13 protein-coding genes and 1 tRNA gene are annotated in these 13327 nt (G+C 39.6%); 1 reads left to right on the top strand and 13 read right to left on the bottom strand.

Annotated elements, in window-relative coordinates:
* The first annotated feature begins 93 nt into the window (after positions 1–93).
* A complete protein-coding gene (locus HGJ91_RS01945) occupies positions 94–2178 on the top strand; it encodes a 6-phosphofructokinase (RefSeq protein WP_291346002.1) in 2085 nt (694 codons plus the stop codon).
* Between the two features lie 55 nt (positions 2179–2233).
* Here HGJ91_RS01945 and ahbD read toward each other — a convergent pair whose 3' ends face one another.
* From ahbD to rpoN, 13 genes are all read right to left on the bottom strand, one after another.
* Positions 2234–3316: a heme b synthase gene (gene ahbD, locus HGJ91_RS01940; protein ID WP_291346001.1), complete on the bottom strand. Its 1083-nt coding sequence runs from the start codon at positions 3314–3316 to the stop codon at positions 2234–2236.
* On the bottom strand, positions 3316–4290 hold the full coding sequence (gene hemB / locus HGJ91_RS01935) for a porphobilinogen synthase (protein WP_291346000.1): 975 nt from the start codon (positions 4288–4290) through the stop codon (positions 3316–3318). The genes ahbD and hemB overlap by 1 nt, the downstream gene beginning before the upstream one ends.
* Entirely contained in the window at positions 4290–5480 is a 1191-nt protein-coding gene (ahbC, locus tag HGJ91_RS01930) for a 12,18-didecarboxysiroheme deacetylase (RefSeq protein ID WP_291345999.1), read from the bottom strand. Before ahbC ends, hemB begins: the two co-directional genes overlap by 1 nt.
* A complete protein-coding gene (locus HGJ91_RS01925) occupies positions 5477–7222 on the bottom strand; it encodes an AAA family ATPase (RefSeq protein ID WP_291345998.1) in 1746 nt (581 codons plus the stop codon). The genes ahbC and HGJ91_RS01925 overlap by 4 nt, the downstream gene beginning before the upstream one ends.
* 132 nt (positions 7223–7354) lie before the next feature.
* Positions 7355–7439: transfer RNA gene (locus HGJ91_RS01920), tRNA-Leu, on the bottom strand.
* 21 nt (positions 7440–7460) lie between these two features.
* Positions 7461–7748 carry a preprotein translocase subunit SecG gene (gene secG / locus HGJ91_RS01915; RefSeq protein ID WP_291345997.1) on the bottom strand — a complete coding sequence of 96 codons (288 nt, stop codon included), beginning with the start codon at positions 7746–7748 and terminating at the stop codon, positions 7461–7463.
* 5 nt (positions 7749–7753) lie between these two features.
* Positions 7754–8512: a triose-phosphate isomerase gene (tpiA, locus tag HGJ91_RS01910; RefSeq protein WP_291345996.1), complete on the bottom strand. Its 759-nt coding sequence runs from the start codon at positions 8510–8512 to the stop codon at positions 7754–7756.
* An 18-nt stretch (positions 8513–8530) separates the two neighbouring features.
* Positions 8531–9538 carry a type I glyceraldehyde-3-phosphate dehydrogenase gene (gene gap, locus HGJ91_RS01905; protein ID WP_291345995.1) on the bottom strand — a complete coding sequence of 336 codons (1008 nt, stop codon included), beginning with the start codon at positions 9536–9538 and terminating at the stop codon, positions 8531–8533.
* 35 nt (positions 9539–9573) lie between these two features.
* Positions 9574–9987, bottom strand: a complete 414-nt coding sequence (locus tag HGJ91_RS01900; RefSeq protein ID WP_291345994.1) for a PTS fructose transporter subunit IIA — start codon at positions 9985–9987, stop codon at positions 9574–9576.
* On the bottom strand, positions 9984–10859 hold the full coding sequence (gene rapZ, locus HGJ91_RS01895; protein WP_291345993.1) for an RNase adapter RapZ: 876 nt from the start codon (positions 10857–10859) through the stop codon (positions 9984–9986). The genes HGJ91_RS01900 and rapZ overlap by 4 nt, the downstream gene beginning before the upstream one ends.
* Positions 10859–11317 (bottom strand): PTS sugar transporter subunit IIA, encoded by a 459-nt coding sequence (locus tag HGJ91_RS01890; protein ID WP_291345992.1) that lies wholly within the window; start codon positions 11315–11317, stop codon positions 10859–10861. Before HGJ91_RS01890 ends, rapZ begins: the two co-directional genes overlap by 1 nt.
* A gap of 8 nt (positions 11318–11325) precedes the next feature.
* Positions 11326–11868, bottom strand: coding sequence for a ribosome-associated translation inhibitor RaiA (raiA, locus tag HGJ91_RS01885; protein ID WP_291345991.1), 543 nt, complete (start codon positions 11866–11868; stop codon positions 11326–11328).
* Positions 11869–11878: 10 nt separating this feature from the next.
* Complete coding sequence (gene rpoN / locus HGJ91_RS01880) at positions 11879–13327, bottom strand: RNA polymerase factor sigma-54 (protein WP_291345990.1); 1449 nt, start codon at positions 13325–13327, stop codon at positions 11879–11881.

Below are 13327 nucleotides of genomic sequence, written 5' to 3'. Positions count from 1 at the left end.
GGTTAAAAATAGAAGAGTGTCGGTTACCAGGCCAAAGTAAAAGAAAACCCCCGGGTTTTAGTCAATTGATTTGAATGGATAACAGGAGCGGATATGGAGAATCAGAGGTGTAAATCACTTGAATTTTTATTAAATCATCCGAAAACAGGTCATGTGACCTCTGACGTAAATATTGAAACCATTGAAAGGCGATCATTTTCTCCAAAAAAAATTAAGATTTTTTCATCAAAATATACAAGCATCAAAGATTGTCCTGAATATAAACTTAGCAATAACAAGGAAGCGGAAAAATTGCTTCCTGATATTATTAATAATAATGTTCAAAAAATTATTCCCGGGGATGAAAAAACTGAAACTGCCAAACAGGCATTTAAGATACGTCGGAATATCGGCGTGTTTTTTTCAGGTGGTCCTGCACCCGGCGGGCATAATGTGATTGCAGGGCTTTATGATGAGGTGAAAAAGTATAATCCAGAATCTAAATTGTTTGGATTTCTTTTAGGGCCTGACGGTTTGATGGAATCAAAATATGTTGAAATTACCCAGAGCCTTGTGGATGCGCACAGGAATATGGGTGGATTTTCCATGATCAAGACTGGGAGAAGCAAAATCGATTCCAAAAACAAAATGGAATTATCGTTAAAAACCTGTATGGATCTGGAACTTGACGCTTTGGTGGTGATTGGAGGAGATGATTCAAATACAAATGCGGCCTTTCTTGCCCAGCGGTTTAAAAGTGCAGGTATTAAGGTTATTGGTGTTCCCAAAACCATTGACGGAGATATACAGATAAAAACCGATGACAAAGAAACACTTTGTGCCATATCATTTGGATTTCATACGGCAGCAAGGGCATTTTCACAAAATATCAGTAATCTCACCACCGATGCCAGCTCAGACATCAAATATTGGCATGTTTGTAAAGTAATGGGAAGGGTCGCAAGTCACCTGACGCTGGAATGTGCTTTTCAGACCCATGCCAACCTTTCTTTTGTTGGTGAAGAGCTGGCCGATTATACAGATCATAAGAGAATTGAAAAAGCCCAAAAAAAAGGGATAATTGATTATACTGCATATGGCATAACATTACGTCATTGGTCCAGATTAATATGTGATACCATTGTTCGAAGAGCCGCAACCGGGAAAAATTTCGGTGTAATGATCATTCCGGAAGGTATTCTTGAGTTTATAAATGAAATTCAAGTGTTTATTATCAAATTGAACACTATTATTGCGGATTATAACCATATTCATGACAATGATTTCCACACATCATTTCCAACGTTAAATGTCAAACTTGAATACTTAAGGCGGCTCACTCGGGGTATGGGAGATACAGATAAATTTTCCATCTGGAATTTAAGGGATGATGATTTGTTTAACCAGCTGCCGTTATTCTTTCGGGATGGTCTGTTGATGGAAAGAGATACCCATGGAAATTTTCAATTTTCCCAGGTAAAAACTGAAGATATTATCATGGATATGGTCAAAGAATATCTAAGCATTTTAAAGGAAAAGGGAAAATACAAAATCGGTATTGAAAAATCCTATTACAAGTCAATTATGGAAAACTCTAAATTTATTCCAGATAAAATTGCAAAAGTCATATTTAAAAACCCTGAAGATAAATACCTGTTAATCAAAGAATCCATCATTTCCCTGAAAACATTGAAACAGACATTAATTAATAGTGAGTTGATCAGCCCGGATGACAATGTGCCTGAACCTATTATCCGGATATTTAAAAAATCTGATCCCAAATTTAAAACCCAGACCCATTTTTACGGATATGACGGCCGAGGGTCTGATCCCACATATTTTGACTGTAATTATACCTACAATCTTGGTATTACAGCATTCCATCTGATTGCAAATGGTGCAACAGGACAAATGGCTGCTATCAAGAATCTTGAGAAAAAGTTTGATAAGTGGGAACCCATTGGTATCCCTATTGCAAAATTGATGCGTCTTGAGGAAAGAAAAGGAAGGCTGGAACTTGTGATTGAAAAAAGTCTGATTGATTTAGATTCAAATGCCTTTAGAATTTTTAAAGCCTTAAGGGATGGATGGCTGGCAGCAGAATCCAACCAGGATCGATACAGACGTCCGGGACCGGTGCGGTTTACAGGGAGTGCAGAAGAAGACAGACCCATTACTTTAATGCTCAATTCCATTTGACAGGATGTGACAAAAGAGGCTGGAAATTTTTTGAATCAAATGAGTTAAATTAAATTTATTTACTTCTTGCCGGCTGATAGGAGCACAATGGTTCTTCGGCAAGATAATTGCCCGTTGCTTCATAGGCGCGGGCGCGGCATCCGCCACAAACTTTTTTGTATTCGCAGATACCGCACTTGCCTTCAAGATTATTAAAATTTCTGAGCGTGTTAAAAACCTGAGAATTTTCCCAGACATCTTTAAAGGTTTGTTGGGTAATGTCACCACATTCCACATCAAGGAAGCCGCATGTTTGAACCCTTCCCACATGGGAAACAAAACAAAACCCTGTTCCAGCCAGACACCCTCTTGTGACGGCATCAAGTCCATGGGACTCAAAGCTTACTTTTTTGCCGTCTTTTTTGGCCCTCTGCCGTAATATTCTGTAATAGTGTGGTGCGCAGGTCGCTTTAAGCTGAAGGCTTGTTTTTTGACTTTGATCGTAGAACCAGTCCAAGGTTTCTTCGTATTCTTTTGCATTGATTTCGCTGTCCACAATATATTTTCCGCGGCCTGTGGGAACAAGAAGAAAAATATGATGGGCGACTGCTCCTAAATTTTCTGCAAGAGTTAGAATTTTAGGTATCTGGTCAAGATTTGTTTTGGTTATGGTTGTATTGATCTGAAATTCAATTCCGGCTTGTTTGGCAATTTTAATGCCCTGGATTGAATTTTTAAACGCATTTTCAAGTCCCCTGAAGGCATCATGGGTTTCAGGTGTTGAACCGTCAAGACTGACACTGATCCTTTTTATACCTGATGCTTTCATTTTTTTGGCGTTGTCTTTAGTAATCAAAGTCCCGTTGGGTGCCATGACCATGCGAAGCCCTAATTTTGTTCCAAAAGCCGCAATATCAAAAATATCTTCCCTTAAAAGCGGTTCTCCGCCGGTGAGGATAATAATGGGATTACCAACCTCTTTGATTTGTTCCAATAATCTAAAGGAAGCCCGGGTATCTAACTCATTATCATAAGGATGGTTTTCTGCTACAGCCCTGCAGTGTTTGCAGGAAAGGTTGCACCGGCGGGTAGTTTCCCAGGCAACCAGACGAAGGGTGTTGGCAGAAGGTTTCTGACCCTGCCCGTGGGGATGGTTCATTATTTGTTTAACTCCTTTGCAGCGTCAATAGCGGAATATGTCAGGATTAAATCTGCCCCGGCTCTTTTAATGGATAAGAGTGTTTCCATAATGAGGTCTTTGGCGTTGACCCAGCCCATCATTTCTCCGGCTTTCATAATGGAGTATTCGCCACTGACATTATATGCAGCAATGGGAAGATCAATCTCTTCTTTGAGACGATAGATAATATCCAGATAGGACAAAGCAGGTTTTACCATGATAATATCCGCACCTTCTTCAATATCCATGGTGGCTTCCCTGATGGCTTCAGTGGAATTGGCGGGATCCATCTGATAGGTTTTCCTGTCACCAAATTGCGGTGCTGATTCTGCTGCCTGCCTGAACGGGCCATAGAATGCCGAACTGTATTTCACTGCATAGGACATGATGGGAATGTGAGAAAAATTTTCTTCATCCAGGGTTTGTCTTATTTCTCCGACCCTGCCGTCCATCATATCTGACGGGGCTACCATATCTGCACCGGCTTCTGCATGGGACAATGCCGTTTTAGCCAGAAGATCAAGGGAGGCATCATTGTCAACAATGCCGTTTTCCACAACTCCGCAATGCCCGTGGTCTGTATACCCGCAAAGACAGACATCCGTGATAACAGAAATATCCGGAACGCTTTCTTTTACTTCTCCAACGGCTCGTTGAACAATGGAATCAGAGGCATAGGCCCTTGTTGCCAGAGGATCTTTTTTGTCGGGAATGCCAAACAAAATAATGGCAGGAACACCCGCATCACAGGCTTCCTTGGCTTTTTTGACGATATGATCACAGGAGAGTTGAAAATGACCTGGCATGGATTCAATGGGTTTTTTTACAGAATTACCCTCTATGGCAAATAAAGGGAGAATCAAATCATCACAGGAAAGCTTTGTTTCCCGTATCATTCTTCTAAAATTTTTACTTGCTCTTAATCTTCGTCCACGAAAATCCGGAAAAAGCATTATGAAACCTCCTTTTTAATTTCTTCATCTGTCAGGTAACATGCCGGATCACTGTCCCAGGGATCATTGGCAACAGATTCTGCTCTGGCCCTGAAGTTTCCGCCGCAAATATCAAGCCATCTGCACTCGGCACATCTGCCTTTAACATGTTTTTTCTTTTCTTTGAGTTTCATTAAAAACTCATTGTCAACATTTGTCCAGATTTCGGAGAAAGGCATGTCCTTGATGTTACCAAGACTTTTTTCCCGCCAGAATTGATCCGGGTGGACTTCGCCATCCCAGGAGATACATCCGATGCCACGGCCGGAATTATTCCCTTCATTCATTTCCAGAAGTTCAAGAACCTCGGCTGCTCTTTCCGGGTCTTCTTCGAGCAATCTTTGATAAATATAGGGGCCGTCGGCATGATTGTCCACGGTGAGAACCTCTTTGGGCAGGTTTCGGTCATGAAGATCTTTTGTCCGCGCCATGATCAGGTCAAGCACTTTGCGGGTCTCTTCATGGGAGAGGTCTTCTTTTGCAATTTCAGACCCCCTGCCTGAATATACCAGGTGATAAAAACAAGCCCTGGGGATATTTTTTTCTTCAAGAAGATCAAATATACCAGGCACGTCTTTTACATTTTTTTTGTTAAGGGTAAACCGTAATCCAACTTTGATACCGGCTTCCTGGCAGTTCTCAATGGCTTCCATGGCCTTTTTAAAGGTTCCTTTAACCCCTCTGAATTTATCATGGGTCTCTTCTAAGCCATCAAGACTGATCCCCACATAGGAAAGCCCGATTTCCTTAAAAATTTTGGCTTTTTCTTTGGTAATAAGGGTTCCATTGGTTGAAATAACGGCTCTCATACCTTTGCTGACAGCATATTTGGCATATTCAACAAGTCTTGGATGCACGGTGGGCTCCCCGCCTGAGAATAAAAGAACGGGTACACCAAATTGGGCCAGGTCATCAATCATGGCAAGGCTTTGTTCATGGTTAAGCTCATTGTCATAGGAAAGGTCTTCTGATCTGGCATAGCAATGGATACACTTAAGATTACATCGTTGTGTCATATTCCAGACCACCACGGGTTTTTTGTCTTTTGAAAATTGCAAAAGATGGGAGGGCATTTGTCCTGATTGTCTGGAGTATCTTAATGCATCTGATGGTTCAACTGTTGCGCAATAAAGTTTTGAAATTCCAATCATATTATTTCTTTCCTGATAAGATCGTTAAGATAGGTTTCATGGTCTATTAAAGCATTTTTAGACAGAAAAAATCTACTTTTTCCTGTTTTTTCGCGAATCAGATTAAAACCGTCATGGTAGCTGTCATAGATTTTTGATAAAATTTCTTCATTGGTCGCATTATGGTTGGTAAATTGTTCAATCAGAAAGTCAATGGCATCTTCTTCAAAAATAATATTTAAGTTATAGCTTTTTGATACTTCAACTTCAATTTCTTTGATTGAATCATGGAGTTGTTTTATTTTTTTCACTGCATCTTCAACTTCCATGACATAATTGCAAAAATGAAGCGCCACCATATCGCATCGAATTTGTGAAAGAGTCAGTCCATAGCGGTCGGAGAAGGTTTTCCAATTGTCTTTTATATAGTTTGAAATATATGCTTTATGATCAAGGAAAGCTTTTTCATAAAGATCATTCCATTTTAAAGAAGTTTGTTTTGATAAAAGATTTTCAAGATGGCCTTTGGGATCTTCCAGGACTTGTTTTGTTACGGTAAATTTTAAAAAATCATGTGACGGAAGTTTTTCTTCAAAATCAAGTAAGGCTTCTTCAATCACACTGACAAGCCCCCGGGCTCCGGTGTTTTCTTTATGCGCTCTTTTTGCAAGAACTTTTAATGCATCATCTGTAAAAATAATCTTTATACCATAGGCGTTAAAGTCCAGCCTCTTGCTCAATATGACCGGATTATTGGGCATCTTCAAAATTGCGTAGAGGTCTTCTTCATCAAGCGTCTCAAGAACACATCGGACAGGAAGCCTTCCGATGAATTCAGATTCAAACCCAAACTTCACCAGATCTTCAGCTTTGGTCTGCTTTAACACCTCATCTTCTTTTTGGGACTTTACAAGCTTTGAGCCAAACCCGATATTTTGTTTTGACAATCGTTTTCTGATGACATTTGACAGTTCTGAGAATGCACCACTGACAATGAAAAGGATATTGGCAGTATTTACACTCCGTTTGGACCTTTTCCCGGTTCTTTGATAGGATTCTAATTCCTGCATCATGGATACGGGGTCATGGGGAACTTTCAAGTCAACATCGGTTTCTTCCATGGGTTTTAAAAGAGCTCTCTGAACGCCTGTCCTTGATACCTGGGCGCCAACCACATTAGGGCTCGCTGCAATTTTATCAATTTCGTCAATGTAAACAATGCCACATTGGGCAAGTTCAATGTCATCATTTGCTTCTTTCACCAGATCCCGGATTAGATCTTCTACATCCCCGCCGACATAGCCGGTTTCGGAAAATTTTGTGGCATCGGCTTTTACAAACGGAACCCCGATTTTTTTTGCGATCAGTTTAATTAAATAGGTTTTACCAATTCCGGTAGGACCAAACATTAGAATGTTGGATTTAATATTACCGGTGATTTTTGACATGCCTTCGCCTGTGGTTTGAGAATGCCTGATTCGGTTAAAGTGGGTGCATATTTTTGTTGACAGAACTGATTTTGCTTTTGCCTGTCTTATGACATACTGATCAAGATAAGCAATAAGCTCCTGGGGTTTGATATTAAAATTGATAAGTCCTTTCTTGCCTTTTGAAGGAGACTTGCCTGAAATTGATTCCTGCTGGGGAAGAACGGAAGGGGTGATGATTTTAACGTTGCCGCCGAATTTTTTATTTAGAAATTCACCCAGGTCTTTTTCTATTTTTTTAGGATCTTGAGATGTTGTCTTTTTTATTTTTTTCATAATAGACTAAATATAAACAAGGTTAGAAATAATTCAAGATTGATCAGGCTTCTTAAATATTTTTTTTATAAAATTCGCATGATAAAATCAAAAAAGCCACGAACAATTATTGCCCATAGCCTTGATATTTTGTGGTGCCGAAGGGGAGATTTGAACTCCCACGGGTCGCCCCACACGCCCCTCAAGCGTGCGTGTCTACCTATTCCACCACTTCGGCACTATATTTTTTACCGATGTCTTATTCGGTCGTCTGCTCAACTGGTGTAGTGTTTTCCTTCATCACTGATGTGTCTGACTGGTGACCCGACATGTAAGCCAAAGTAAGAGATGTTACCATAAAAATAATGGCAACACCTGTTGTGATTTTAGTCAGTATGGTTGCAGGACCGGTAGCACCAAAAAGTGTCTGGCCTGCTCCGCCACCAAGAGAAACTCCCATCTCTGCGCCTTTTCCGCTTTGAAGTAATACAATCAGAATTAATAAGATGCAAACTGTAACATGTAATGCGACTACTAAATTTGTCATATCGATTATTTATTATATTTTATAATGTTAATAAATTCATTTGCATCAAGGCTTGCTCCACCAACAAGAGCTCCGTCAACATCCTCAATACCCATTAAGTCTTTTGCATTCTCCGGATTGACTGAACCACCATACAATATTCGCGTTTGGTTGGAAAAGTCTTTTGAAAACAACTTTTCAAGCGAAGAACGCAGATATTGATGAACTTGCCTTACCTGATCAACGCTGGCTGTTTTTCCTGTGCCGATCGCCCATACAGGTTCATAAGCAAGCACTAAATGTGCAAGTTCATCAAGACCAAAGCCTTTTAACCCATCTGACACCTGTTTGTCAAGTATCAAAAAGGTTTTTTCATCGGCTCTTTGGCTTTCGGTCTCTCCAATACATAAAATAGGTTTTAAGCCTGATTTTATTGCGGAATTAATTTTTTTACAGACCGAAGAATCGGTTTCATCAAAGTATTGCCTTCTTTCGGAATGACCAATGATAACATATTGTGCACCGGCAGCCTTAATCATATCTGCTGAGACTTCACCGGTGAACGCACCCTGTTTTTCAAAATAGAGATTCTGGGCTCCGATTTTTACACTGGTGTCTTCAATTGACGCTGCAACCAGAGGCAGAGAAAGAAATGTCGGTGCTATCATGACTTCGATATCTTGGATATCTGAACAAAGTTGTGCCAGATCTCTGGCTGTTTCTACTGCCTCAGGACCGGTTTTGTGCATTTTCCAGTTGCCGGCAATTAAAGGGATTCTGCTCATTTTATGCCTCCGGATAAATTATAAGGAGTTTCCAACCATTACTGCAAGATCAATCATTCTGTTGGAATAACCTGCTTCATTGTCATACCATGAATAGATTTTTACCATATTGCCGTTAATGACATCCGTACACCCTGCATCAACAATTGAGGAAAGCGGATTTGAGTTGAAATCAATGGACACCAGGGGGATATTGCAAAATCCTAATATATCCTTAAGGTTTTCATTAGATGCTTTTTCCAAAGCGTTGTTCACATCTTCTTTTCCAAGGTCGTCTTTCTCGGTCACCACCACAAAATCAACCAGGGAAACATTGGGGGTCGGCACACGGACAGATAACCCATTGAGTTTGCCTTGAAGCTCAGGAAGTACTAATGATACAGCTTTTGCGGCACCAGTCGTCGTCGGAATCATTGAAAGGCCGGCAGCTCTTGCCCTTCTCAAGTCTTTATGGGGAAAATCAAGAATGCGTTGATCACCCGTGTAAGCATGAATGGTGGTCATCATTCCTGAGACAATGCCAAAATTTTCAAGCAAAACCTTTGCAACAGGAGCAAGGCAGTTGGTTGTACAGGATGCGTTTGAAATGATGTTGTGAGATGCCGGATCATACATGTCATGGTTAACCCCCATCACAATGGTAATGTCCGGATTACCGGCAGGCGCAGAAATAAGCACTTTTTTTGCTCCCCCATCAAAATGTTTGGATGCACCATCACGATCTCTGAAAAAACCCGTACATTCGCAAACAATATCCACATTGGCATTTTTCCATGGAATTTGTCCGGGATCTTTAAAGGCCGTGACGTTGATGGTTTTATTGCCAACAATAATTGAGTCTTCGGTTGCAGATACCGGGAGCTTGAGGATACTATGGACAGAGTCATATTTAAGAAGATGGGCGCAGGTTTTTGTGTCCGTCAGGTCATTTATTGCCGTCACTTCTACATTTGGATTGTTTAATGCCGCACGAAAAATCATTCTGCCGATTCTGCCAAACCCGTTAATACCTAATTTGATAGTCATTGATAGCTTCCTTTAGTTTGCTGGAACAAATTTTTTTATACCCTTTTTGTTCCTTTTAAAATTCCGCTGGCAAGGGATATGCTTTTTTTCCCATGCTCGACAAGGGATAACGTTAATGTCTCCATATCCATTTTCGATCTTGAAGTCACCGCTTTTAAAAGAATAGGAAGGTTTACACCGGAAATGACTTCGATCTGTCCTTCTTCTAAGAAAGAATAACTTAAATTTGAAGGAGTTCCGCCAAACATATCCGTTAAGATAATAACACCATTATCGGTTTTGACTTTTGAGATTCCTTTTTTAATTTTTTTTCTCAAGCTGTCCGGGTCTTCCTGGATATTAATCGAAACGGGAAACAGGTTGTCCTGGCTTTTGCCTAAAATAAATTCAACCGTTTCAATTAAAGTGCTTCCTAAGTTTGCATGGGTGACCAATAGTATACCTATCATGTTTGTTTTACATCCCGGGCAATATCTCTGTGGATCAGACCGGGATTGAGTCCTTTTCTATTAAGATGTTCAAAAATACTTCTTGCAATGGCCACACTTCTATGTCTGCCTCCCGTACACCCGATGGCAAACGTCAAATACGCCTTATTTTCTTTTTTGTATAAAGGGATTAAATAATCAAGAAGGTTCAAATACTTTTCAAGGAAAAGCTTGGTTTCATTGTTTGATAATATAAATTGCTTAACAGCCTTAGATTCTCCATCCTGGTTTTTAAGTTCCGGTATAAAATACGGATTGATTAAGAATCTCATATCCATAACAAGATCGGCCTCATTTGGAATTCCATATTTAAATCCAAATGAGATAATATTTATTTTTGTTAAACTGATGGATTTATCTCCATCATGAATTAAATCAAGAATCTGGGATTTAAGCTGATGAACATTTAAGCCTGTTGTATCGATAATGTTATGTGCGGTTTGTTTTACGGGCAGCATCAATTTTTTTTCAAGTTTGATACTGTCCAAAAGGCTTTTTTCGTTTGAAACAGGATGGTGGCGCCTGGTTTGACTAAATCTTTTTAACAGGGTATCAACATCTGCCTCAAGAAATATGATTTGAACAGATATGCCTGAATCCTCAATTGCGCAAATACCTGGCGCATAATTTGATATGAAATTTTTGCTCCTCATGTCCATCACAACCGCAAGTCCCTTAACTTCCGGGTTCTCTTTCAGCGGCAGATTCAGAAATCTTGGCAAAAGTTCGATGGGCATATTATCGACACAGTAAAACAAAGCATCTTCAAATGCTTGAATGGTCGTTGTTTTTCCGGACCCGGAAAGACCGGTTATGATATAAACCTTTTGCATTAAAAGTCTTCATCCTGCTCCATGATGATATCGTAAATATCATCAACAGATTCGGCAGCTGCTAATTTTTTTTTAAATTGATTCATTTTTAAAAGTTTAGAAATTTGGGCTAAAACCTTAAGATGTCCACCGGTAGAGTTTTCTGAGGTCAGTAACAGGAAAAAAATATGGACCGGTTTGTTGTCAAGGGATTCATATTCAACACCTTTGCGGCTAAGTCCGAAACCGACAACAATAGATCTCACCAAGTCAAGTTTGCCATGGGGAATAGCAATTCCGCCACCAATACCCGTACTGCCTAACTGCTCTCTTTCCATGAGAACTGTGGCAATTTCTTTTGCGGATGCTTTTGTTGCTGTGGAAGCCACAGCGGCAAGTTCATCAATTACCCCTTTTTTGTCACTGGCTTTAAGATCTGCAATAATTGAATCTTTATTAAGAAGCTGGCTGATTCTCATTTAATAAATTATCCTCTGGGCTGGATTAATCCCAGCTTACCATTATTGTGTTTATATAGAACATTGAGTTGCTGGGTTCGGGCATTATTGAAAACAAAAAATGATTGTTTGCCTGAATTTAATTCAATAACCGCATCTTCAATATCCATGGGTTTATAGTCAATTGTTTCAATAATTATTTGGTCTGCCGCCGGATTGTCAGAAAATCCTTCCGGAAAATCTAATGGTCCTGATTCATTCTTAATACTCTGCTTATTCCCCGACATATGCCGCTTGATTTTTTCCTTGTTTTTTTTAATTTGGGATTTTACCTTATCCATCAGTGCATCAATGGATGAATACATACTTTCGGAATTTTCTTTGGCATGAATTTTTAATTTGTCACACGTCAGTGTGATTTCGGCTATATGTCTGATTTTTTCAACTGACAGAACGACATACGCCTCAGCAGGACTGTCCAAAATTTTATCAAATTTATCCAGTTTTTTTTGAACGTAAGATTTTAAGGCACTTGAGGGGTCAATCTTTTTAAAAGTAACTATTGTTTGCATAAAAACCTCCCTAAAGTTGTTTGCGTTTGTTAGAAGGAAGTATATTAAGTACTTTCCTGTATTTAGCAACAGTTCGCCTGGCTATTTGAATATTTGAATCCTGAAGGATACCTGCTAGTTTTTCATCGCTTAAAGGACTTTCCTGGTCTTCGTTTTCTATCAATAGTCTTATTTTTTCCTTTACGCTTGCAGAGGCCATGGACTCTCCTCCGGTTCGTTCGATGGATGAGTTAAAAAAGTATTTCAATTCAAAGAGTCCCTGGGGTGTGTAGGCATATTTATTGGTGGTCACACGGCTGATCGTGGATTCATGCATCTCAATATCTTCTGCAATATCCTTTAGAATTAATGGTCTCAGATACGCGATACCCTTTTCAAAAAATTTCCCCTGGAATTTAAGAATACTTTCCATGACAAGGTATATTGTTTTCTGGCGCTGGTGGATACTTTTAATAAGCCAGGATGCAGACTGCATTTTTTCATTAAGGTAATTTTTTGTATCTTTTGATATTTTGCGGCCATTGGCAATAGCATCCTTATAAAACCGATTGATTTTCAACTTCGGCAGCCCATCATCATTCATAACAATTTTAAAAGTATCCCCATGTTTGTAAACATATATATCAGGTGTGATATAGGCAGGCTCATCCGTTGAAAATTTCCGACCGGGTTTGGGTTCAAGATACTGGATGATTTTTACGGCCGCCCTGACATCATCTACTGATATCTTTAATGCCTTTGCAATTTTTTTACTGTTTCTGTTTTCAAGGTTTTTCAAATGGTTTTTTATAATTTCATTGATAATGGGATTGTCAATGCCGAGTTGCTGTACCTGAATAAGCAAGGCCTCACAAAGATCTCTGGCACAAACACCAGGCGGATCAAACGTCTGAAGAATTGAAAGGACATCTTCAACAAATTCTATGTCCGAGTCAAAAGCCTGTGCAATCTCTTCAACATCACTGCAAAGGTAACCGTCCCTGTTTAAATTGCCGATAAGTATGATACCGATTTTTTCTTCTTCTTCACTGAGTCCATAGAGCCTCAACTGCCACTGAAGATGGTCTTTCAAGGTCTTTTTTTCCGAAACAAACGCTTCAAAATTAGGCGCTTCGGTATTTTCTGATTCCGTGTAGATTCTTCCAGTAGAATTATATTCATTAATATAATTTTCCCAGTCTGTATCAGGTCTTACTTTTTCTTCAATGGTGACTTCTTTTACAGGGGTTTCTTTTTCAGGAGAAGCAGTTTCAGTTTCACTTTCTTGCGCTGTAATTTTATTATCAGATGCTTCTTCTGTTCCTGCTTCTTCCAGCGCAGGGTTTTGTTCCATTTCTTCTTGAATCATTTCAGCAAGCTCAATGCGAGACAACTGGAGCAATTTGATTGCCTGCTGAAGCTGAGGCGTCATGACAAGCTGCTGAGTTAATATTAGACTTTGTTGTAATCCAAGTTCCAT

Origin of the sequence: Desulfobacula sp., assembly GCF_014237455.1 — a bacterium.
In the GTDB taxonomy this organism is placed as follows: domain Bacteria; phylum Desulfobacterota; class Desulfobacteria; order Desulfobacterales; family Desulfobacteraceae; genus Desulfobacula.
Note: the sequence above shows the minus strand (reverse complement) of the source record. Positions and strands in the feature narration are given on the sequence as shown.